The sequence below is a fragment of the Alishewanella sp. HL-SH05 genome, assembly GCF_052655985.1.
On record NZ_CP199753.1, the window covers coordinates 841,355 to 861,325 of the forward strand.

Below are 19,971 nucleotides of genomic sequence, written 5' to 3' on the forward strand. Positions count from 1 at the left end.
TTGGCGTTACTATAACAAAATAACTGCTGATTAACAGAAGCTCGCACGACGTAATGGAAAAGAAGTTAAGAACCAAAGACCGCATTTTACAGGCCAGTATTGCCTTATTTAACGAAGTAGGTGAACGTCAAGTTACCACTAACCATATCGCTGCACACTTGGGCATAAGCCCGGGTAATTTGTATTATCACTTCAGAAATAAAGAAGATATTGTGCGGCAGATCTTTCGCGAATATGCCAAATTACTCGATACACGGATCAAACCTCCTGCGCAGCCTGAACAGGCACTGGATTTACTGACCAACTATCTTGATGCGGTGTTTGAGTTAATGTGGCGTTTCCAGTTTTTTTATGCCAATTTGCCGGATATTTTGGCGCGCGATACTGCGTTACAGCAAGATTACTTGCACGTACAACAAAACGTGTTAGCACGGGTCATTGCGGTGATTAAGGGCTTAAATGACGCTAAGGTGATTGCTATCGAGCCCAATGATATCCGCGACGTAGCGCATAATATCAAGTTGCTGGTGAGTTTTTGGATCAGCTATTTAAAAACCCAAGCACCGTTAGCGGCAGTCAATAAGGCTAATTTATATCGCGGCGTACTAAAAGTTCTCTTGTTGTTTAAGCCTTATGCAACGGCAGAAGCATTACCCGATTTTCGGAAGTTACAGCAGCATTATACCGATTTAGCCGGTAGCGATGAATTTGCTGCCGATTTGTAGGCTTTTCTTTACAGCTTGGCGGTGCTGCCGTCGGGCTGCTTCACGTTGAACGCTGCAGTCACCGCACTAAATCTTTACAATAGCAAGTTCAACAGCTTAATTCCTGCCCAATATTGCCAGAGGAGGCTTTATGCGCAATAGCGCTTTTCTGCACCATCTAGAACAACAACTCGAAGAGGTGAAAGCAGAAGGTCTGTACAAAGCAGAACGTATCATCACATCACATCAGCAAGCCGATGTGACGGTTGGCTCACAACAGGTACTCAATTTCTGTGCGAATAACTATTTAGGGTTGGCCAATCATCCTGATCTGATTGCTGCCGCCGCGGCCGGTTTGCAAAGCCATGGTTTTGGTGTGGCATCGGTGCGCTTTATCTGTGGTACGCAAGATATTCATAAAACCTTGGAAGCCAAAGTGAGCGAGTTTCTCGGTACCGAAGATACTATTTTGTATTCTTCTTGCTTTGATGCCAACGGTGGCTTGTTTGAAACGATTTTAGGTGCTGAAGACGCGGTCATTTCTGATGCACTGAATCATGCTTCTATCATTGATGGCGTGAGGTTGTGTAAAGCGAAACGCTACCGTTATGCCAATAACAATATGGCCGAATTAGAAGCGCAATTAAAACAAGCCGACGCCGACGGTGCGCGTTTTAAGCTCATTGCCACTGATGGTGTCTTTTCGATGGATGGCGTTATTGCCGATCTGAAATCAGTGTGTGATCTGGCCGATAAATATAATGCCATGGTCATGGTAGATGACAGTCATGCGGTCGGTTTTGTCGGTAAAAACGGTCGCGGTACTCACGAATATTGTGAAGTAATGGATCGCGTTGACATTATTACCGGCACTTTAGGTAAAGCCTTAGGTGGCGCCTCAGGCGGCTATACCTCGGGTAAAAAAGCCATTATTGATTGGTTACGGCAACGTTCACGGCCTTATTTGTTCTCGAACTCTTTAGCGCCCTCTATTGTTACCGCGTCAATTAAAGTATTAGACATGCTGGCGCAAGGTGATGAATTACGTGCGCAGCTTTGGCAAAACGCTAATTATTTCCGTGAGCAAATGACGGCGGCAGGTTTTACGCTGGCCGGTAAAGATCATGCCATCATTCCGGTGATGTTAGGGGATGCCAAGGTCGCGGCCGAGATGGCAAAACGCATGTTGGCAGAGGGGATCTATGTGGTGGGTTTCTCCTTTCCCGTGGTGCCAAAAGGCCAAGCGCGGATCCGCACACAAATTTCAGCAGCACACACAAAAGCGCAATTAGATAAAGCCATTTCGGCCTTTATCCGAATTGGTAAAGACATGGGCGTGATCGCATAAGGCGGGGCGTAGTAATGAAAGCATTAGCAAAGTTAAAAGCAGAACCGGGTATTTGGCAAACAGAAGTTGAAAAACCAGAAGTGGGCCCGAACGATGTGTTAATTCGCATCAAGAAAACCGCTATTTGCGGCACCGATGTGCATATCTTCAAATGGGATGAGTGGGCGCAAAATACCATTCCGCATGGTATGGTCGTTGGTCATGAGTATGTGGGTGTGATTGAAGGCATGGGCTCAGAAGTTCGTGGCTTTAGCATAGGCGATCGCGTATCGGGCGAAGGCCATATCACCTGCGGTTATTGCCGTAACTGTCGTGCTGGTCGCGTTCATTTATGCCGAAATACCATAGGCGTGGGCGTTAACCGGACCGGCTCTTTTGCCGAGTATTTAGTGATCCCTGCTTATAACGCCTTTAAACTCGCCGACAATATTCCAGACAACATCGCGGCAATCTTCGATCCGTTCGGTAATGCGGTGCATACCGCATTGTCATTCGATTTAGTCGGTGAGGATGTGTTAATCACCGGTGCTGGCCCTATTGGTATTATGGCGGCTGCCGTAGCACGGCACGTCGGTGCGCGCCACGTGGTGGTGACCGATGTAAACCCTTATCGCTTAGAACTCGCTAAAAAAATGGGCGCAACCCGTGCCGTAGATGTCAGTAAAGAAAACTTGAAAGATGTGATGCGCGAACTGGGCATGACCGAAGGCTTTGACGTCGGTTTAGAAATGTCAGGTGTGCCATCTGCATTTAGCAGCATGCTTGATACCATGAACCACGGCGGTAAAATTGCCATGCTGGGTATTCCACCCAGCTCAATGGCGATTGACTGGAATAAGGTTATTTTTAAAGGTTTAGTGATTAAAGGCGTTTATGGCCGTGAGATGTTTGAGACCTGGTACAAAATGGCCAGCTTAATTCAATCAGGCTTAGATTTAAGCCCGATTATCACTCATGAAATGCCGATGGAAAACTACCAAGAAGGCTTTGAGATTATGTGCTCAGGCCAATCGGGCAAGGTGATCTTAAACTGGTCTTAAGGCTTTTGCTGTGTACTAACAGACACAGCCAACTGCATTACACAGAGCGAGCTTCGGCTCGCTCTGTTATTTCTCGCTGCTGTTGCAATAGCGCTAAAATATCGGCGCTTCGAGTTAGCACACGTAATTGCTGAAACAACTCACTGGCTTGTGGATACTGCAGTTTTAAATAGCTAAACCACTGTTTTACGCGGTTGGCGTAATACTTACCTTTCTCGCCCGACATCTCAAATTCCGAATAGCGCATTAATAGCGAGAGTACCTCAGGCCAGGGTAATGGTGGCTGTTTTAGTCGAATATGTTGAGCTAAATTCGGCATCGCTAAGGCACCACGGCCGAGCATAATATCTTGGCATTGGCTTTGCTCTTGGCATAACAAAGCCTGTTCGGCATTCCAGATCTCACCATTGGCGACTAATGGGATAGCGACCTGTTGTTTAATTTTCGCGATCCAAGGCCAATAAGCGGGTGGGCGATAGCCATCTGATTTAGTGCGAGCATGAATGGCTAAACTGCTAGCACCCGCCTCGGCGATGGCGCAGGCATTAGCAATGGCTAAGCGGGTATCTTCATAACCTAATCGAATTTTAGCTGTCACCGGAAATTCAGCCGGTACCGCAGTACGTACTGCTTTGACAATACGATACAGCTGCTTGGTATCACGCAACAGTACCGCACCGCCACGGCTTTTATTCACCGTTTTTGCAGGGCAACCAAAGTTTAAATCGACACCTGGCGAACCTAACTCGATGGCACGCACGGCGTTTTCGGCTAACCAGTCGGGTTCTTGGCCTAATAATTGTACGCGTACAGGTGTGCCGGCGAGGGTTTTACCGCCTTGTAATAACTCAGGGCAAAGCCGCGTAAAGACACGGGCAGGCAGTTTTTGATCGACGACACGGACAAACTCGGTAACGCATAAATCATAACCACCAATGGCCGTGAGCATCTCGCGCATCAAATGATCGACCACACCTTCCATCGGTGCCAAGATAATTCGCATATTAGGGGGATACTTTATCGTTGCTGCGTTGACGTCGGCAGCGCTCTGAGCAATAACGCACTTCGTCCCAGTGCTGTTGCCATTTTTTCCGCCAACTAAAACTGCGTTGGCAGACGGGGCAGATTTTTTCAGGTAAATGACATTTCTTGTGCGCCATATTAAACGCTATAAATGGTATGTAAATCTTGGCGATGCAGCAGTTCCGCCAGTTCAGGTAATTGCAGCGGCTCTAGATCCAATACATCGAGGATGGCGCTTTGCTGGCTTTGCCACTCAGGATCTTGATGAACAGAGAACAATTGTCGGCTTTCACCACTAAAATACTCTGCAATCTTTAACAGCGCAAAACGTTGCTGTTCGGCTGGGTTTTCAGTTGCTAGGATTAAAGGCGTGCTGTGGTGATAAGCAATCACATTGCACAACATGTCTGACAGCCCCCAAGATTCGGCAATCAAATAACCTAATACTTCATGGCTGGTGTGAAAACGTGGCTCTTCAATTTCACTATAGTGTTGTTGCTGTTGCAGGCCTTGCTGCATGATTGCGGCATAGTCATTGCGCTGTTGGCTAATTAAGGCCATGCCGGCATTGCGAAACAAACCCAGTGAATAGCAATCATCTTGGACGTGTTGGCTAAAATTTAATTGTTTGGCGAGTGTCATGGCAATATTGGCAGTGTGCAAGGCGTTATTCCAGAGCCTTTGATTAAAAGCATCTTGGCGCCCTTCTTCCAAAGTAAAGCGTAATAACACACTGCGTGCCAACATGATCACGCGGTTTAAGCCCAGGTAGCGGCAGGCTTGCTCTATCGAGGTGATTTTATTTTTCAGCCCAAAAAAGGCAGAGTTGACTACTTTTAAAGTAAAACCCGCAGTACCGATATCCAGTGCGATTAGAGCTGCAATACGATTCAGATCAGGATCCTGACTGCTGAGTTGTTTTTGAATATGCTGCAAAATTTGCGGCTGCGGTGGAATGGTGAAACCTTGTAAGGCTTGCTCAATTAAGCCCATATTGATTGCTTGTACCATGCCGCTACTCCGCGTGCTTGTTAAAACGGTTTAATGCCATTGTTATGAATCGAGGTAAGGGCGACCAAGCATCAATTGCTGTGCTAGTTGTTGTTCAGTTTGCTGCTCTGTGAGTTGCAAATCATTAAACTGCACATCAAATTGCAATAATTCGTCATCCGGTAAATTCACTGCAACCAGTTTATCGGGTACCTGACCGACCTGACGATAAGCATTAATCGCAACTTGAGCCGCTTGTTCCATTAATACTAAGAATTGACCTAACGGGTAGTCCTGAAAAATAGCGGCATCAACATGTGCCCAACCTAATAAATCGCCGCTGATACTGCCATCAGCATGATCCGTAAATAGCATAGACACTGCAGCACACTCGGGGTTTTCACCCGGTTGAAATTGTTCTACATCGTCGGCAGAAAATAATAAAACATAGCCAAATCCTGGGCAGCCTTCTGCATCCATTTCGTCGAACGAGGCATCGTACAACAAGAATAAGCGATTATCAGACATGGCACCTTCCAGACAATTCAACAAAGCGCACATTGTACCTTAGCCTGCGCTTGTGCTAAAGCCCTGTCTGAAAATCAACACCTAACTAAAATCTGCTGTTAAAGGGACGGGCATTTCTAAGAGCATTGCCAGTAAGTTAGTCATCGCTTGTTCTGCGTCACTGAAATGTTTATCGGCAGCGATAGTAACAAGCACGGCTTGCCACAGTTGTTGTTTAACTTTGGGAGCAGCGTCGATCAGCATAGGTAAGGCAGCCGTTAGTGCCTGGTAGTCGGTGACGGGTTTTGCCGGTACCTTGGGCAAAGCCAGTTGCTGCCAAGCGGCTTGCCACGCGGGTTCGGCTTGCTCAGGCCCAGCGCAGTCAGCTAATGCGCTGAATAAGAGTGTTAATTGGGGCTGTAACTGCGCCAAACTGTGCGAGTGCGCGCGATGATGGACGTCTTTAGCGCTGAACTGACTGGCGACAGTATGCTGAATAAAATTTAAACATAGCCAAGCTTGTAAGCTGGGGTTGTTGGCGGTTAATTGTTGCAACAGCGCTGAAAATTGTTGAAATTCGCTGGCGCTAAGTTGTTTCAGGGTGGGGATGGTCAGTTGCAGTAATTGCACCTGTTGCGCCAGTGGTAAACGGCTTACCTCATCGGCCAGTTGATCCACTTGTTGTAAAAGGGTCGGTGAGCCTTGGTTTTTAATCATAGCTAATTGTGTAGCAAATTGCTCTGGGGTCAGTAACATGGCACAGACAATGGCTTTAGCGGGTAATAGCTGATGGCTGCTTTTGCTTAATAGCAACGGCAGGGCAGCGAGCATGCTCTGACGCGCGGATAATGCCGGCGAGTCGCTCGTGGTTTGTTCTGCACTGGTTTTTTTGGGGCTCGTTGCTGCCGCGAAACGACCATTCCAAGTGGGATCTAAACGTTGGATACGTTTTGCTAAAGGCGGATGAGTGGCAAAGATACTGGTCCAGCGACTCAGTGCTTCGCCAAAAAAGAGATGGCTCATTTCATCCGCGTTCGGGTGGTTAATTTTTGAGCCTGCTTGATAGCCGCCAATCCGTTTCAAGGCGCCACTGATACCCAAAGGGTTCCGGCTAAATTGAACCGCAGAAGCATCCGCTAAATATTCGCGTTGTCTACTTACCGCAGCCTTAATTAAATTACCAAAAAATGAACCTAGATAGCCGATCACCACTAAACCAATGCCAAACAGTAATAAGCCACCAGCATTCTTATTGCGTGTGCGGCTACTCATCAGTGCGCTGCTACCGCGACCAGAGCGTAATAAATAATAGCCAATATGACCAATAAACAAGATGCCATTTAAAATGGCAATCAAGCGGATATTCATCCGCATATCACCATTTAAAATATGACTAAATTCATGCGCGATAACGCCTTGTAATTCGTCTCGGCTTAGTTGTTGCAAGCTACCTTGGGTAATACCAATCACCGCGTCAGACTGGCTGTAACCGGCGGCAAAGGCATTGATACCGCTTTCAGGTAGCAAATAAACGGGGGGAACAGGCAAATTAGCCGCCAGGGCCATTTCTTCTACCACATTCAGTAAACGGCGCTCTGCGCTATCTGCGGTATCAGGGGTGACCCGAACACCACCTAGCGCCTCGGCAATAGTGCGGCCACCTTGTTTTAGCCGCTGCCACTTAGCCATAATGGCTAAACCGACCACGGCAATGACCACTAAACTGATACTGCTGATCACTTCCCATGGCAGCATAAAGCTGCTTTGTACGTCTTGCACAAAACCCAGGCTAATCATCACCAGCAAGTTAGTTAGCACAATCAGCGACAACACCGCCATACCAAAGATCACCACCAACAAACGGGTATTGCGACGTGCTAAATCTTGCTGCTGAAAAAAGTTTGTCGCCATTATTTAAAAGCTAACTTTCGGTGCCGCTTGAATGGCTGCGCTATCAGCAAACTCTAATAACACCGCATCTTTGCTATGGCCAAAACTGGCTGCGAAAAACATCGGCGGAAAGCTTTGCTTGTAGCTGTTGTAGTCTGTTACCGCGTCATTAAACGCTTGTCTGGCAAAAGCGATACGATTTTCTGTGCTGGTCAGCTCTTCTGATAATTGCTGCATATTCTCGCTGGCTTTTAAGTCAGGGTAAGCTTCCATCACCATACTAAAGCGCGCCATTGAGCTTTGTAATGCCCCTTCAGCAACCGCCAGTTGGCCAATTGCTCCGGCATCGCCTGGATTATTGGCGGCCACTTTTAGCCCCGCTAACGCGGTATTTCTCGCTGCAATCACCGCTTCAAGCGTGTCGCGCTCATGTTTCATGTAGCCTTTCGCGGTTTCGACTAAATTCGGGATTAAATCGTAACGACGTTTCAGCTGCACTTCGATTTGTGCGAAGGCGTTTTGAAAACGATTTCTGAGTTTTACCAGCTGATTAAAGATGCTGATGATGTAAAACACCAGAGCCGCGATCAGCGCTAAAATGATAAGGGGTGCCATAGCCTACTCCAACAATATATTTGGTTTATTGTTAACGAAGGTTTAACTGATTGTCCAGCAGTTCTTCGGTTAATGCGTGTAAAGTTTGTTATCAAGGCTGCTATTCACAAAGCGCTGCGCTATGATAAGGCCTTTTCTGAATGAGGTGAAAATGAGCGATTTTAAACGTATCTCGGTGGCCGAAACTCAACAGCTGATCACGCAGCAAGCCATTATTGCGGATATCCGGGATGAAAACAGTTTTGCTGCCGGTCATATCGAAGGCGCTTATCACTTAACGAATGGCAGTATTGTGCAATTTATGCAGCAGTTTCCGTTTGAGCAGCCCGTGGTTGTGGTGTGTTATCACGGCAATTCTAGCCAAGGTGCCGCGCAATATTTAGCACAACAAGGCTATGAAGAGGTGTACAGCATGGACGGTGGCGTTGCAGCTTGGCGTGCCGAATATCCGGTTGTCACTGATGACAATGCATAAGTTTGTCGCGTTTGAGTCGGCTATTCCTGCGCGTTTATTTGCAGACTATTGCACCAGCAAAGGTTTGCAGGTAAAGCTGGCGCAGGAAGGGCAAACAACCACCTTAGCCGCACCGGCCGAGCAACTGAGCCAAATTGAGCCGTTATTAAAGCAGTTTTTGACTGAACCCGAGCACGCCCGTTATCAAGCCGCCGCTTGGCAGCAAAGCCGAACCATAGCAACAAGCGGTAAGCGGCCAAGTTTGCGTTGGTCACAGTTGCTGCAATCTCCAGTTACTTCACTCATCGTGCTGCTGGTATGCCTGATATATTTATGGCAACAACTCAGTTTTCAAGCGGCCAATAGTGCTCTGATGTTAACAGAGCCAGCGCAAATTTGGCGTTGGATAACACCAATACTGCTGCACTTTTCGCTAACGCACATCGTGTTTAATTTGTGCTGGTGGTTTTTGCTTGGACAAAAAATCGAACAGCGAGCGGGCAGTGCGTTGCTTATTCAATTAACTTTGAGCAGTGCATTATTATCAAATGGTTTGCAGTTGGCGTTAGTTGGCCCTGATTTTGGTGGCTTATCGGGCGTGGTGTATGCGCTGTTTGGCTATTGTTGGCTGAGTGATAAGTTGGCCGGAAAACACCACTACCCGGTGACCGATGGTTTAGCGGCGTTTATGCTGCTGTGGTTAGCGTTAGGATTTATGGACGTGCTTTGGGTTAATATGGCCAATTGGGCACATTTAGGTGGGTTGGCGTGTGGCCTAATTTGGGCTGTATTGCGTCATTCAAAACAGCCCGTGTAAAGCGGGCTTATTGGTAAAGATATTTTGTAAATAAAATATCTTGCACCATGGTTTGGCCGGTTTCCCGTTTCAATACCACTTTTAACTGTTCAAAAATCTCTAAACGGATTTCTTCACGACCGGTAATTGATTTGATTTTTTGTTCAGGCTGTTTACTTAAAATACCAATAATGGTGTCTAAGATCATCGGCTCGTGATACTCGATTACTGAAAGCATTTCTTTATTTGGCAGCATCAACTCAATGGAGACTCGCACATAGCCTAAACTGCGGCGATTTTCCGAGACAAAATTTGTCACGATATCCGGCTCAAAACCGTAATAAACCACTTCGGTAGTTGTTTGTTGCGCCGCTGCAGTACCAGACAGCAACAGGGCGAAGCATAGACTTTGCAGAATTGATTTCAAAGGCAGAAATTCCGTAACCGTAAAGAGATAACGTATTTTAATAATATCAGCAGATCCTGAAATCACCTAGTGCACGGGCAATTTGAGCTGAAAAAAATTTAAGCAGTTGCTATGATGCGGCAACTTTTTATAAGGGCTTGATAGCAGAAAACGATGAGTGTTGTTTTATCATTAGAAGAGGCTTGGCAGCATGCGGCCACGTCGCTTTTACCCACATCTTTAGCGCCTTGGCTGTTAGAGTCGGGTTCCTTAACCGCCAGATTAAAAGCGCATAGCACGTCTTTTCGCTTACAAGTTATTGCCGAGACTGCGGCTGTACTGCCGCATTTTCTACAGGCGAGTTTTCCAAAGCCAGTGCAGCAGTGTGTGTGCCGAGAAGTATTAATGTGGTGTAACGAACAACCTGTCGTTTATGCTCAAAGCTGGTTGCCAAAGCAAAGTATGCAGCACATCCAAGCCTTAGTTGCGCTAGGCGAACAGCCGCTAGGCGAGTTGCTATTTCAATTTGATGATGTCAGCAGAAGCGCTATTGAAGTCGCACAGTTAGCCTTAACTAAGGGCTTTGCTGGCGTGGCACCGGGGCATTTTTGGGCGCGACGCTCGGTGTTTTCAGTAGCAGAGCAACCGTTATTAGTTGCAGAAGTCTTTTTGCCCGGGGTACTAAATTTATGAGTTGGCAGTTACGTTGGCAGCAGCGGGCTTTTTATAGCCAGTTAATGCGACTAGATAAACCTATTGGTATTTATTTGCTGCTATGGCCAACATGGTGGGCGCTGTGGCTCGCCGCCGAAGGTATACCGTCTTTTGGCATGTGGCTGGTTTTTACACTGGGGGTGATTTTAATGCGCTCAGCCGGTTGTGTGATTAATGATTACGCTGATCGTAAAGTCGATGGTCAGGTAGAACGCACGAAAAACCGACCGCTTGCAACTGGCGCGGTCACCGCCCCCGAAGCGTTGCAATTGTTTGTCCTACTGCTGGTGCTGGCGGCTAGCTTATTGCTGTTTCTCAATAAGGCCACCCAGTTATTGGCATTAGTGGCCGTGCTGCTGGCCAGTTGTTACCCCTTTATGAAACGCTACACTCATTTACCGCAAGTGGTTTTAGGTGCGGCTTACAGTTGGGGTATTCCGATGGCATTTATGGCCTATCAGGGCGAGATCCCCGGTTATGCTTGGGCGTTGTATTTAGCCAATTTATGTTGGACAGTGGCTTATGATACCTACTATGCGCTGGTCGATCGGCCAGACGATTTACAGATTGGCGTAAAATCTACGGCGATTTTGTTTGGTGCCTTCGCGTTACCGATTATTGCCTTGCTGCAGCTGATCTTCTTAACCTTATTAAGCTGGATTGGCTGGCAGTTATTATTAGGTTGGCCGTATTATCTGGCAATTGTTGCTACGCTACCGGCTTTTGCTTACCAGCACTGGTTAGCGTATAACAGCAGGCAAGGTGCTTTTAAAGCCTTTTTACATAACCACTATGTGGGTTTAATTATTTTTATTGGGCTTTTTGTGAGCTTTGCTCAACAAAGCCAGGGGTGATGTGCATGAAAGCATGGTTACTGAGTTTCTGTTTGTTATTAACCAGTTGTGCCGCGATAACGCAGACGACGCTGCTGACTTTTCCCGCTGCGCGTTTGCAGTTAGACTCGGTAACAGTACCGGTGCAGTTGGCCAATACTCCTGCGTTGCGCGCCCAGGGTTTAATGTTTCAACAACAGGCCCAACCCGGTATGTTGCTGCTTTATACCGAACCACAAGCAATCAGTTTATGGATGCGCAACACCAGCATGCCGTTGGATGTTGCTTTTATTACCGCAGATTGGACCATCCACCATATTCGTCAGCTGCAGCCATTTGATGAAACGCCGGTACCCTCTGAGATTGCAATTATTGCGGCATTAGAAATGCCGCAAGGCTGGTTTGCTGCACAAAACCTAGGTAAAGGTAGTACCGTTCGTTTGCTGGCCGCAGAAGCACAACCTTAAACGTTAATTGGGCGGATCAATGTGTCCTTGCAGGCTATTATTGCGTCTAAACCAACCGGCAATACTGTATCGTTCGTCTACGGCCGGTAAGACTTGATGCGGGAAACGCTCGCTTTCGAACAAAATTAAACTGCCCGCCGTTGGCACAATACTACTGATAAGTTGATCCTCTTCGCTAAACAGTTGTAGCTCGCCACCTTGGCTTACCGTATTCAAATAGCTTACGGTGGTCAGCACCCGGTTAGAGCGGCCGCTGAATGCATCAAGGTGTTTGTGATAAAAGTCGCCTTGGCTATAACGCGCATAGTGACACTCAAAATCAAATAACCCTAAAAAAAATGCCCGATTAAACGCCTGTTGTAGGGCTTGCATTAATTGCAGGTAGTGTTGTTGCGCAGCACTTTGCCCATCAAACCACGCCGTTTTATCACGCCGAATGTCTGCATTGATGCTATGCGCTTGCTGTCGTCCTACGCCCGCCTGCTGCAACTGTTGTTGCTGCAAATCCGCTAATAGCGCCTGATTTAAAGCCGCAGGCACAAAGTGAGGGGCTAATACCCATCCCTGTTGGTTAAATTTGTCCAATAAGGGGGCAAATTGCGCAGGGTCAATGCTGAACATGAAGAGTCTTCTTGGCAAGAGTAACGGGGCGCTAGTTTGCCATAGTACTGAGCCAGACGGTAGTTATTGGCGTATGCTTAAGCAAGGTTTATCAGGAGATCCGATATGCGTATTTGTATCATGGCGGCCGCGTTATTGCTGGCCGGTTGTAGTCAGTCGGTGCAGCAGTATCAAGCCGAAACACCCAAACTTTCGTTAAAAGAATTTTTCTTAGGCAGTGGCAAGGCTTATGGGGTACTGCACGATTGGCGCGGTAAGCAAACATTACGCTTTACTGCAGACTTGTGCGGTGAGTGGCAGGGTGATAAAGGTGACTTATATGAAGTCTTTTATTTTAGCGATGGCCGAGTTGAGCAGCGGCATTGGCAGTTAACGCAATTTGCCGATGGTCGCATAACCGGTTCTGCAGGGGATGTAGTGGGTGCAGCAAATGGCCAGTTGGCCGGTAATAGCTTGTATTGGCAGTATGTATTGCGCATTCCCTATAACGGTGATGAATTAGATGTTACGGTGAAAGATTGGTTGTACTTGGTGGATCAACAAAACCTGATTAACCGCACAACAATGCATAAGTTTGGGATTAAGGTGGCGGAATTAACCTTGTCTATTCAACAGCTAAATCCGCAAGCCAGTTGCAGTAACCTTAAACAGCAGGTTGCTGAACTGGCCAGTAACAGCTAAAGCCGCTAGCGCGCCGCTTAGCGGCGCGGTTGTGGGAACTTGTCGAAAATGTTCGCAACAACCTGAGCCATTGCTTGGCGTGGCTCTTCTAAATCTTGTCTTTTTAACACGCCTTCAGCAACCCCTTCCCACACCAATTGCTTACGTGCCGCATCAACTACGTCGATATTGACGGTGCCAATTTTGTAACGAACGGTTTCTACTTCTTTTTGATAGTAAGGAAACGGGCTGTAAAAACCACGACGGTAGTGGTAATAGCTATAAGGCGCAAGCGCGGCAGAAGTGGTTGTGCGAATATCAGTGCGTTGCTCCACGTTCGAATTGAAATTGACTAATAACTGCGGGCTTTCTTCAGAAAAGCGATAACCTCGTGCGGTCATTTCAGCTGTGACCGCGGCTTTCAGATGTTGTGTCACCAGCGAAGTATAACCGCCTCGGTCAGTGGCTAACTCGGTCATAAAGCCGAAGGTTTGGTAATTAGCCAGGTTGGCATCGGGGGCTTGATCTGAGCGTACGGTAGGGCCAGTCGCGCAGGCACTAAGGAGCAGCAAACTGCCCGCTGTTACTAGAGTACGCCACATGGTTGAAAAAGATTGTCTGTTCATAAACACCTGCTTACCGTTACTGATACAAAGTATTTTACTGCAAAATGCCCAAGTGCGATCAGCACTTAGCATCGACTGGATCTGGCATTATCTGCACAGAGTATGACTGTTAAAAGTAGTTAAAGGTTCCTATTACAGCGAATTGCGCCATAATGCTAGGCCGTTGTTATCATACACTGCGCCGACCTTGGCGTAAGGCATGACACAAAAATATTTCGAGGCCAACATGCGGTCAGTGTAAATAGTCGAATTTTCTCGCCGATGCTTGCAACATCGATCGTTAACATTAGGCTATAATCGACAACTCACTTAACCACGCTGTCTTTGTCAGTACCCTTAGCAGGATCTTTATGAATCAAAAAGCGAATAACTTTCAATTAATGCGCGAATTATCGTTATATCAACAAGCCGCGATTGCCGCGACGTTAATGGAAAGAATGTTACCGAATTATCAGTTGTTCGCTGAAGTAAGCGAGTTTGGTGACAGCAAGTTGTTACGCAATATTTTAGATCTGTGCTGGGAATGGTTAACGGTAAAAAAAGTTAAAATTAACTTTGAGCGTTTAGCGGAAGAGCTAGAGTTGGTGACGCCAGAAGTGAATCATTTTGATATGTTCGGTGTTTATCCGGCGGTTGATTGCGCCACGGCGTTAGATATGATGCTAAATGGTATTTGTCAGCTAGATGCCGCAGAGTTTCTCAATGTCGCTAAAATTTCGCAAGCGACAGTGGCGCGTTTAATTGAATACAACACGGTTGATGAAGATATTACTACCGAAGCCGAGTTGAAGAAGATTGTGCGTGAAGATCCGCTAATGTGCTATGAAATGGAGTGTTTAGCTGAGCTTATCGCGTTAGTAACACCGATGACCGTGATAGGTCGTGAGCAAATGCAAAGCCTTAAAGCCTGGGTAAAAGAGCAGGGGCTGACCAACTTAGCAATGGAATTGCCCCAAAACCCGTCATCAGCCTCTTAACCATAAGCGATACGCTAACTGACCGGCGATATTCTCTTTTAATAAGCGCCAATTCGCCGGTATGCTTTCTAATGTCAGTTCCTTTTCTGTTTCCAGATAAATCAGCGCATTTTCAGCCAACCAACCTTGTTGTTCTAATGCTACACAGCATGGCTGCGCTAAATTCTGACGAAAGGGTGGGTCAATCAACACTAAATTATATTGGCGTAGCGCCGGGCGTTGTAACCACAATAAACAATCTTGATTTAACACCTCAGCGTTGCTGGCGTCGAGTTGGCGTAAATGCTGCTGTAATTGTTTAGCCAAGTTGGGCGCCTTTTCAACTAAGGTTACAAAGGCCGCATGCCGCGATAGGGCTTCTAAACCTAAACTGCCACTGCCGGCGAAACAATCTAGCACAGTGCTTTGTGCAGTATCGTGCATCAACCAATTAAATAGCGTTTCTTTTACTCGATCGGTGGTTGGGCGCAAACCCAGAGCATCGGCTACCGGCAGCTTTTTACCGCGCCATTTGCCACTGATAATTCTGACAAAGCCAGGTTGTGCTGCCTTAGCCGCATGCGTTTTCAGTTGTTTCATCTATTGCATTTTGCCTTGCTGATAAAGGTGTTAGTATAAAGCCAATTTTATCCTAGTTTTCCGACTCTGACACAAAAGCATATGACAAAACAAAATAAACTCTTCTCCTGGTTAGGTTTTGGTAAGAAAAATAACCCACCGGCCGATGCCCCTGCCGCTGATACCACCTTAAACGATGCAACGCCTGCGGCAGTTGAACCTGCTGCTGAGCCTTTGTTAACGCCCAACCAGCCTAACGCCGATAACGCACCAGAGACGGCTGCTGCAGAGCCTGCCGTAACGGATGCCACTCCAGCATCTGATGTGCAAATACTGTCAGAACCCACTGCTGTGACGGCGGCGTTAAAACCAGCAGAGAGCGTTGCAGAGCCAACGCCTGTCGACCCCGCTCCTGTAAAATCTGCCGAGGTTGAGCAAGCCGCCACGAAACCTCAAGCCGAGGTGGAGACTTCAAGCCAGCACGCTGCAGTTTCATCTGATGTTGCAGTCAGCGCTGAAAACAATGCAGAGCCCATCGCTGCCGCACAGCCACAGAAAAAACCGGGCTTTTTCACACGCTTAAAACAAGGCTTAGCAAAAACCAGCCAAAACCTCGGCGCCGGTTTAGCGGGTTTATTTGTCGGTAAGAAAATCGATGACGAGCTGTACGAAGAATTAGAAACGCAGCTATTGCTGGCTGATGTGGGCATGGACACGACACAAAAGCTGATTAAACAACTCACCACGCATGCCGATCGCAAAGCATTGAAAGATGCCGGTTTGTTATTTGATAAACTGCAACTGGATATGGCAACGTTATTACAAGATGTGGAACAGCCTTTAGTCCCAGAAAACAGCAGTGGCCCCTTTGTTATTTTAATGGTTGGTGTTAACGGTGTGGGTAAAACCACCACTATCGGTAAAATGGCACAGCAATTTAAACAGCAAGGTAAGAGCGTGATGTTAGCCGCTGGTGATACCTTTCGCGCCGCTGCGGTAGAGCAATTGCAAGTATGGGGAGAGCGTAACAAGATCCCCGTTATTGCACAGCATACCGGTGCCGACAGTGCCTCTGTTATTTTTGATGCTTATCAAGCGGCTAAAGCGCGTAAAGTGGATATCTTAATCGCTGATACTGCAGGGCGTTTACAAAACAAAGCGCACTTAATGGAAGAGTTGAAGAAAATCGTACGCGTGCTGCAAAAAATTGATGTGCAGGCACCACATGAAGTGATGCTTACGTTAGATGCTGGCACCGGCCAAAATGCGCTAAGCCAAGCCAAGTTATTTAATGAGGCTGTGCCGCTAACGGGCATTAGTTTAACTAAGCTAGATGGCACAGCCAAAGGCGGGGTGATTTTCGCAATTGCGGATCAGTTTAAAGTGCCGATCCGTTTTATCGGTGTAGGCGAAGCCATTGACGACTTGCGGCAGTTTGCAGCTAAAGATTTTATCCGGGCGTTATTTAATAAGGACTAAACCGCATGTTGCAGTTTGATCATGTCAGCAAAAGTTATCCCGGCGGTTTTGTGGCGCTTGAGCGTATCAATTTCCGCATCGCCAAAGGCGAAATGGTGTTTTTAACCGGCCATTCTGGTGCGGGTAAAAGTACCATTTTAAAGCTGATTAGCATGATCGAGCGCCCTAGCACCGGGCGGGTGATGATCAATAATATTGATTTAAGCCGTTTAAAGCGCAGCCAAGTTCCTTATGTTCGCCGTGATGTAGGTATTATTTTCCAGAACCACCGCTTATTAATGAATCATACCGTTTTTGATAATGTCGCCTTACCCTTAGTTATCGAAGGCTTTACGGGCAAAGAGATGGTTAAACGTGTGCATGCCGCTCTCGATAAAGTAGGGCTGTTAGATAAGCAACGTTGTTTGCCTGAAACCTTATCAGGCGGTGAGCAACAACGTGTCGGCATTGCTCGGGCGGTAGTAAATAAGCCGCCGCTGTTACTCGCAGACGAGCCTACCGGTAACCTTGATCCCGAATTATCACGCGATATTATGCAAGTCTTTGAAGCTTTTAATCAGGTTGGTGTGTCTGTACTGGTAGCAACCCACGATTTGGGGCTGATTGCGCGAATGCGTTATCGTACTTTGACCTTAAAGCAAGGGCGCATGATCAACGATGATCTGAACCCAACGAGGATTCAAGTATGAGTATTTTGTTCAGTGGCCGCGCTACGGGAGCGAAGGCTAACCGTATTAGCTTGGTGCGCCGTTTTCTGATGTTTTTTGTGCATCATATCCGCCAAGCTTTAAGTAGCTTAGGTGAGTTATGGCGTACGCCTGCGGCCTCGTTTTTAACCATTATTGTGCTGGGGCTCAGTTTAACCTTACCGGTTACGTTGCACTTATTGGTCAAGAACGCCCAGCAAATCAGTAATAGCTTTGCTAAAGCTGCTGAAATTAATTTATTTATTCGGGAGGACGCATCGGCGGCGCAAATTCAAAGCCTTCAAACTATTTTAAAAGCCGATCCACAGATCACCGCGGTTAGGCATATCAATAAAGCCGATGCGATGGCTGAATTTCAAGCCGCCTCTAGCTTTGGTGAAGCCCTGAATTACCTGACAGAAAATCCGTTGCCAGATGTGTTAGTGGTTATGCCCGCGAACACTGAGCCTGGGGCAGCGCGGGCCTTAATGCAACAATTAGCGGCTGAGCGCATCGTTGAGTTCGCTAAACTGGATTTGGAGTGGCTAACCCGTTTAGAAGCGGTGGTGCGCTTGATGCAGCAAGCCGTGATTGCCATCGCATTATTATTACTCAGCGCCGTATTATTTATTGTGAGTAATACTATTCGTTTATCGATTATCAGCAAACAAGCTGAAATTGAAGTGATGAAATTGGTCGGCGCCACTGATAGTTTTATTCAGCGCCCCTTTTTATACACGGGTTTATGGTTTGGCGTGCTAGGCGGATTATTAGCGTTTTTGGTGTCTGAAACCTTGCTTTGGGGTTTACGGGGAGCCATCAGTGATATCACCAGTCTTTATCAGAGCGACTTTCAATTACAGGCGATGAATCTATACGAATTTTTCGGTGTTATTTTACTGGCGGTATCCTTAGGTGTTGGCGGTTCTTACCTTTCGGTACGCCGACATATTCGGGCGATTGAGCCATCTGGCCCATAGTACTAAAAGTGCTTAAAAAGTTATTAGTTATAAAAAGCAGATCTTAAAAAAGCTGATCTAGGATTAGCACTCTCTCGTAAAGAGTGCTAATATCTTCCCATAGTTTGTTTTAAGGATGCGCAAAACCATGACACAATCAGCTTATATGCCACTTTCTGTAGCTGCCAGCGGTAGTCTGGAAGCCTACACTCATTCTGTTAGTTCAATTCCAATGCTAACGGCTGAGCAAGAGCGCCATCTGGCAGAGCGTCTTCATGAAGACGGCGATTTAGAAGCTGCCCGTCAACTTATTATGTCTCACCTACGCTTTGTAGTGCACATTGCGCGTAGCTATTCAGGATATGGCTTACCGGTAAGTGATTTAATTCAAGAAGGCAATATTGGCCTGATGAAAGCCGTTAAGCGTTTTGATCCAGCAGTAGGCGTACGCTTAGTGTCTTTTGCTGTGCACTGGATTAAAGCCGAAATTCATGAATATGTGCTGAAAAACTGGCGCATTGTGAAAATTGCCACTACTAAAGCCCAGCGTAAATTATTCTTTAACCTGCGCAAATCGAAAAAGCATCTGGGTTGGTTTAACCAAGACGAAGTAAAAAACGTTGCTGAGTCGCTAGGGGTAGCCGAGCACGAAGTGCGTGAAATGGAATCTCGTATGAGTAACTACGATATGCCGTTTGATGCCCCTGATGAAGATGATGATAGTAGCTACACGGCACCAGTGTATTATCTGCAAGACAAAAGTTCTGATCTGGCCGAGCAAGTAGCCGATGAACAGTGGGATACTGCCGCAGTGGATCGTTTACAAGCAGCTATGCGCACTCTTGATGATCGCAGCCAAGATATCGTGCGCGCACGTTGGTTAGACAATCAAAAACTCACTCTGCAAGAGTTAGCTGAGCGTTATCAAGTGTCTGCTGAGCGAGTTCGCCAGCTAGAGAAAAACGCCATGAAAAAGCTGCATCAAGCTTTAGTTAGTTAAGTTTTTTGTGCTGTAAAGCAGCACTAAAAAGATAAACCCGCGATAATCACTGAGTGATGCGCGGGTTTTTTATTAATTAATTATCTGGTTCATTATTAAGCCATTTCGCTGTTGGCGAGTAACTTTCTTTTGTTTCGCCAAAAGAAAGTTACCAAAGATATTACAGGCCCACGTTGCGGCAAAGCACGTTAAATTTTGCCCACCCAAGGCGACGAGGTAACTCGCTAGGCGCTACCGCTTCTCACTCAAACACCCCTCGTCTTAAAACCTTGGACGTGCAAACTTGCTCGGCTTGCAACGTAATGGGATTAACAACACAGACACTTCGGATTGATGCGGGGCGAGTTAACAGCGAAGTAAACTTTGGCTGGAGACGTCTTTTTCAGGGATGAAAAAGAGGAGCGTACAAGGATGTATTTAAAGCGTGCTCCAGCCTAAGCTTTACGCAGCGTTTAACGTTTTCGCCGTTGGCGAGTAACTTGCTTTTGTTTCGCCAAAAGAAAGTCACCAAAGATATTACAGGCCCACGTTGCGGCGAAAGCCCGTTAGATTTTGCCCACCCAAGGCGACGAGGTAACTCGCTCGGCGCTACCTCGCCTCGTTCAAACACCTCTCGTC

The 19,971-nt window shown here is 46.9% G+C and carries 24 protein-coding genes; 14 read left to right on the forward strand and 10 right to left on the reverse strand.

Annotated elements, in window-relative coordinates; genetic code table 11:
* The first annotated feature begins 53 nt into the window (after nt 1-53).
* From ACUJFL_RS03760 to tdh, 3 genes are all read left to right on the forward strand, one after another.
* Nucleotides 54-725 (forward strand): TetR/AcrR family transcriptional regulator, encoded by a 672-nt coding sequence (locus tag ACUJFL_RS03760; protein WP_445428541.1) that lies wholly within the window; start codon nt 54-56, stop codon nt 723-725.
* Nucleotides 726-855: 130 nt separating this feature from the next.
* A complete protein-coding gene (locus ACUJFL_RS03765; protein WP_445428542.1) occupies nt 856-2,052 on the forward strand; it encodes a glycine C-acetyltransferase in 1,197 nt (398 codons plus the stop codon).
* Nucleotides 2,053-2,066: 14 nt separating this feature from the next.
* Complete coding sequence (gene tdh, locus ACUJFL_RS03770; RefSeq protein ID WP_226749402.1) at nt 2,067-3,092, forward strand: L-threonine 3-dehydrogenase; 1,026 nt, start codon at nt 2,067-2,069, stop codon at nt 3,090-3,092.
* A gap of 37 nt (nt 3,093-3,129) precedes the next feature.
* On the opposite strand, the gene dusC is transcribed toward tdh, so the two are convergent.
* The 6 genes from dusC to ACUJFL_RS03800 all read right to left on the reverse strand — a co-directional run bounded on the left by dusC (nt 3,130) and on the right by ACUJFL_RS03800 (nt 8,117).
* Nucleotides 3,130-4,095 (reverse strand): tRNA dihydrouridine(16) synthase DusC, encoded by a 966-nt coding sequence (gene dusC / locus ACUJFL_RS03775; protein WP_445428543.1) that lies wholly within the window; start codon nt 4,093-4,095, stop codon nt 3,130-3,132.
* Nucleotide 4,096: 1 nt separating this feature from the next.
* Nucleotides 4,097-4,252 carry a DUF2256 domain-containing protein gene (locus tag ACUJFL_RS03780; protein WP_229584892.1) on the reverse strand — a complete coding sequence of 52 codons (156 nt, stop codon included), beginning with the start codon at nt 4,250-4,252 and terminating at the stop codon, nt 4,097-4,099.
* A 1-nt stretch (nt 4,253) separates the two neighbouring features.
* Nucleotides 4,254-5,126, reverse strand: coding sequence for an HDOD domain-containing protein (locus ACUJFL_RS03785; protein ID WP_306177179.1), 873 nt, complete (start codon nt 5,124-5,126; stop codon nt 4,254-4,256).
* 42 nt (nt 5,127-5,168) lie between these two features.
* Nucleotides 5,169-5,633 carry a hypothetical protein gene (locus ACUJFL_RS03790; RefSeq protein WP_445428544.1) on the reverse strand — a complete coding sequence of 155 codons (465 nt, stop codon included), beginning with the start codon at nt 5,631-5,633 and terminating at the stop codon, nt 5,169-5,171.
* 81 nt (nt 5,634-5,714) lie between these two features.
* On the reverse strand, nt 5,715-7,523 hold the full coding sequence (locus tag ACUJFL_RS03795) for a M48 family metallopeptidase (RefSeq protein WP_445428545.1): 1,809 nt from the start codon (nt 7,521-7,523) through the stop codon (nt 5,715-5,717).
* 3 nt (nt 7,524-7,526) lie between these two features.
* Nucleotides 7,527-8,117 carry a LemA family protein gene (locus ACUJFL_RS03800; RefSeq protein ID WP_226749408.1) on the reverse strand — a complete coding sequence of 197 codons (591 nt, stop codon included), beginning with the start codon at nt 8,115-8,117 and terminating at the stop codon, nt 7,527-7,529.
* Nucleotides 8,118-8,268: 151 nt separating this feature from the next.
* On the opposite strand from ACUJFL_RS03800, the gene glpE reads away from it, so the two are divergent.
* Together glpE and glpG are read left to right on the forward strand one after the other, a co-directional pair.
* Complete coding sequence (gene glpE, locus ACUJFL_RS03805; protein ID WP_226749409.1) at nt 8,269-8,592, forward strand: thiosulfate sulfurtransferase GlpE; 324 nt, start codon at nt 8,269-8,271, stop codon at nt 8,590-8,592.
* Complete coding sequence (glpG, locus tag ACUJFL_RS03810; protein ID WP_445428546.1) at nt 8,579-9,388, forward strand: rhomboid family intramembrane serine protease GlpG; 810 nt, start codon at nt 8,579-8,581, stop codon at nt 9,386-9,388. The genes glpE and glpG overlap by 14 nt, the downstream gene beginning before the upstream one ends.
* Nucleotides 9,389-9,395: 7 nt before the next feature.
* On the opposite strand, the gene ACUJFL_RS03815 is transcribed toward glpG, so the two are convergent.
* A complete protein-coding gene (locus ACUJFL_RS03815) occupies nt 9,396-9,794 on the reverse strand; it encodes a flagellar basal body-associated protein FliL (protein WP_226749411.1) in 399 nt (132 codons plus the stop codon).
* 153 nt (nt 9,795-9,947) lie between these two features.
* Between ACUJFL_RS03815 and ACUJFL_RS03820 the strand changes: the two genes are divergently transcribed.
* The 3 genes from ACUJFL_RS03820 to ACUJFL_RS03830 are packed head-to-tail and all read left to right on the forward strand — an operon-like array spanning nt 9,948 to nt 11,787.
* Nucleotides 9,948-10,466, forward strand: a complete 519-nt coding sequence (locus tag ACUJFL_RS03820; RefSeq protein WP_445428547.1) for a chorismate--pyruvate lyase family protein — start codon at nt 9,948-9,950, stop codon at nt 10,464-10,466.
* Entirely contained in the window at nt 10,463-11,341 is an 879-nt protein-coding gene (gene ubiA, locus ACUJFL_RS03825) for a 4-hydroxybenzoate octaprenyltransferase (protein WP_445428548.1), read from the forward strand. Before ACUJFL_RS03820 ends, ubiA begins: the two co-directional genes overlap by 4 nt.
* A gap of 5 nt (nt 11,342-11,346) precedes the next feature.
* Nucleotides 11,347-11,787 carry a DUF192 domain-containing protein gene (locus ACUJFL_RS03830; protein ID WP_445428549.1) on the forward strand — a complete coding sequence of 147 codons (441 nt, stop codon included), beginning with the start codon at nt 11,347-11,349 and terminating at the stop codon, nt 11,785-11,787.
* Between the two features lie 3 nt (nt 11,788-11,790).
* Here ACUJFL_RS03830 and ACUJFL_RS03835 read toward each other — a convergent pair whose 3' ends face one another.
* On the reverse strand, nt 11,791-12,408 hold the full coding sequence (locus ACUJFL_RS03835; RefSeq protein ID WP_445428550.1) for a 2OG-Fe(II) oxygenase: 618 nt from the start codon (nt 12,406-12,408) through the stop codon (nt 11,791-11,793).
* 105 nt (nt 12,409-12,513) lie between these two features.
* On the opposite strand from ACUJFL_RS03835, the gene ACUJFL_RS03840 reads away from it, so the two are divergent.
* Nucleotides 12,514-13,089 carry a DUF3833 domain-containing protein gene (locus ACUJFL_RS03840; protein ID WP_229584902.1) on the forward strand — a complete coding sequence of 192 codons (576 nt, stop codon included), beginning with the start codon at nt 12,514-12,516 and terminating at the stop codon, nt 13,087-13,089.
* A gap of 17 nt (nt 13,090-13,106) precedes the next feature.
* On the opposite strand, the gene ACUJFL_RS03845 is transcribed toward ACUJFL_RS03840, so the two are convergent.
* On the reverse strand, nt 13,107-13,694 hold the full coding sequence (locus ACUJFL_RS03845; RefSeq protein ID WP_226749417.1) for a DUF4136 domain-containing protein: 588 nt from the start codon (nt 13,692-13,694) through the stop codon (nt 13,107-13,109).
* A 350-nt stretch (nt 13,695-14,044) separates the two neighbouring features.
* Here ACUJFL_RS03845 and ACUJFL_RS03850 point away from each other — a divergent pair, with 350 nt between their 5' ends.
* Nucleotides 14,045-14,671, forward strand: a complete 627-nt coding sequence (locus ACUJFL_RS03850) for a YjaG family protein (RefSeq protein WP_226749418.1) — start codon at nt 14,045-14,047, stop codon at nt 14,669-14,671.
* On the opposite strand, the gene rsmD is transcribed toward ACUJFL_RS03850, so the two are convergent.
* A complete protein-coding gene (gene rsmD, locus ACUJFL_RS03855) occupies nt 14,660-15,250 on the reverse strand; it encodes a 16S rRNA (guanine(966)-N(2))-methyltransferase RsmD (RefSeq protein WP_445426169.1) in 591 nt (196 codons plus the stop codon). The two genes, ACUJFL_RS03850 and rsmD, sit on opposite strands and share 12 nt — an antisense overlap.
* Nucleotides 15,251-15,331: 81 nt before the next feature.
* On the opposite strand from rsmD, the gene ftsY reads away from it, so the two are divergent.
* The 4 genes from ftsY to rpoH all read left to right on the forward strand — a co-directional run bounded on the left by ftsY (nt 15,332) and on the right by rpoH (nt 19,353).
* The gene (ftsY, locus tag ACUJFL_RS03860; protein WP_445428551.1) at nt 15,332-16,708 is read left to right on the forward strand and encodes a signal recognition particle-docking protein FtsY; all 1,377 of its coding nucleotides are present in this window, start codon (nt 15,332-15,334) and stop codon (nt 16,706-16,708) included.
* Nucleotides 16,709-16,713: 5 nt separating this feature from the next.
* Nucleotides 16,714-17,397 (forward strand): cell division ATP-binding protein FtsE, encoded by a 684-nt coding sequence (ftsE, locus tag ACUJFL_RS03865; RefSeq protein ID WP_226749421.1) that lies wholly within the window; start codon nt 16,714-16,716, stop codon nt 17,395-17,397.
* Nucleotides 17,394-18,374, forward strand: a complete 981-nt coding sequence (gene ftsX / locus ACUJFL_RS03870) for a permease-like cell division protein FtsX (protein ID WP_445428552.1) — start codon at nt 17,394-17,396, stop codon at nt 18,372-18,374. The genes ftsE and ftsX overlap by 4 nt, the downstream gene beginning before the upstream one ends.
* Nucleotides 18,375-18,501: 127 nt before the next feature.
* Nucleotides 18,502-19,353 carry an RNA polymerase sigma factor RpoH gene (gene rpoH / locus ACUJFL_RS03875; protein ID WP_226749423.1) on the forward strand — a complete coding sequence of 284 codons (852 nt, stop codon included), beginning with the start codon at nt 18,502-18,504 and terminating at the stop codon, nt 19,351-19,353.
* The last annotated feature ends 618 nt before the right edge of the window (nt 19,354-19,971 follow it).

What these genes read in the sequence shown, in the direction of transcription:
- glpE (WP_226749409.1), top strand. Translation starts at nt 8,269, where the DNA reads ATGAGCGATTTTAAACGTATCTCGGTGGCCGAAACTCAACAGCTGATC.
- ACUJFL_RS03785 (WP_306177179.1), bottom strand. Translation starts at nt 5,126, where the DNA reads ATGGTACAAGCAATCAATATGGGCTTAATTGAGCAAGCCTTACAAGGT.
- ACUJFL_RS03760 (WP_445428541.1), top strand. Translation starts at nt 54, where the DNA reads ATGGAAAAGAAGTTAAGAACCAAAGACCGCATTTTACAGGCCAGTATT.
- ftsE (WP_226749421.1), top strand. Translation starts at nt 16,714, where the DNA reads ATGTTGCAGTTTGATCATGTCAGCAAAAGTTATCCCGGCGGTTTTGTG.
- ACUJFL_RS03830 (WP_445428549.1), top strand. Translation starts at nt 11,347, where the DNA reads ATGAAAGCATGGTTACTGAGTTTCTGTTTGTTATTAACCAGTTGTGCC.
- ACUJFL_RS03800 (WP_226749408.1), bottom strand. Translation starts at nt 8,117, where the DNA reads ATGGCACCCCTTATCATTTTAGCGCTGATCGCGGCTCTGGTGTTTTAC.
- glpG (WP_445428546.1), top strand. Translation starts at nt 8,579, where the DNA reads ATGACAATGCATAAGTTTGTCGCGTTTGAGTCGGCTATTCCTGCGCGT.
- ACUJFL_RS03850 (WP_226749418.1), top strand. Translation starts at nt 14,045, where the DNA reads ATGAATCAAAAAGCGAATAACTTTCAATTAATGCGCGAATTATCGTTA.
- rpoH (WP_226749423.1), top strand. Translation starts at nt 18,502, where the DNA reads ATGACACAATCAGCTTATATGCCACTTTCTGTAGCTGCCAGCGGTAGT.
- rsmD (WP_445426169.1), bottom strand. Translation starts at nt 15,250, where the DNA reads ATGAAACAACTGAAAACGCATGCGGCTAAGGCAGCACAACCTGGCTTT.
- dusC (WP_445428543.1), bottom strand. Translation starts at nt 4,095, where the DNA reads ATGCGAATTATCTTGGCACCGATGGAAGGTGTGGTCGATCATTTGATG.
- tdh (WP_226749402.1), top strand. Translation starts at nt 2,067, where the DNA reads ATGAAAGCATTAGCAAAGTTAAAAGCAGAACCGGGTATTTGGCAAACA.
- ACUJFL_RS03790 (WP_445428544.1), bottom strand. Translation starts at nt 5,633, where the DNA reads ATGTCTGATAATCGCTTATTCTTGTTGTACGATGCCTCGTTCGACGAA.
- ubiA (WP_445428548.1), top strand. Translation starts at nt 10,463, where the DNA reads ATGAGTTGGCAGTTACGTTGGCAGCAGCGGGCTTTTTATAGCCAGTTA.
- ftsX (WP_445428552.1), top strand. Translation starts at nt 17,394, where the DNA reads ATGAGTATTTTGTTCAGTGGCCGCGCTACGGGAGCGAAGGCTAACCGT.
- ACUJFL_RS03845 (WP_226749417.1), bottom strand. Translation starts at nt 13,694, where the DNA reads ATGAACAGACAATCTTTTTCAACCATGTGGCGTACTCTAGTAACAGCG.
- ACUJFL_RS03840 (WP_229584902.1), top strand. Translation starts at nt 12,514, where the DNA reads ATGCGTATTTGTATCATGGCGGCCGCGTTATTGCTGGCCGGTTGTAGT.
- ACUJFL_RS03795 (WP_445428545.1), bottom strand. Translation starts at nt 7,523, where the DNA reads ATGGCGACAAACTTTTTTCAGCAGCAAGATTTAGCACGTCGCAATACC.
- ACUJFL_RS03820 (WP_445428547.1), top strand. Translation starts at nt 9,948, where the DNA reads ATGAGTGTTGTTTTATCATTAGAAGAGGCTTGGCAGCATGCGGCCACG.
- ftsY (WP_445428551.1), top strand. Translation starts at nt 15,332, where the DNA reads ATGACAAAACAAAATAAACTCTTCTCCTGGTTAGGTTTTGGTAAGAAA.
- ACUJFL_RS03780 (WP_229584892.1), bottom strand. Translation starts at nt 4,252, where the DNA reads ATGGCGCACAAGAAATGTCATTTACCTGAAAAAATCTGCCCCGTCTGC.
- ACUJFL_RS03765 (WP_445428542.1), top strand. Translation starts at nt 856, where the DNA reads ATGCGCAATAGCGCTTTTCTGCACCATCTAGAACAACAACTCGAAGAG.
- ACUJFL_RS03835 (WP_445428550.1), bottom strand. Translation starts at nt 12,408, where the DNA reads ATGTTCAGCATTGACCCTGCGCAATTTGCCCCCTTATTGGACAAATTT.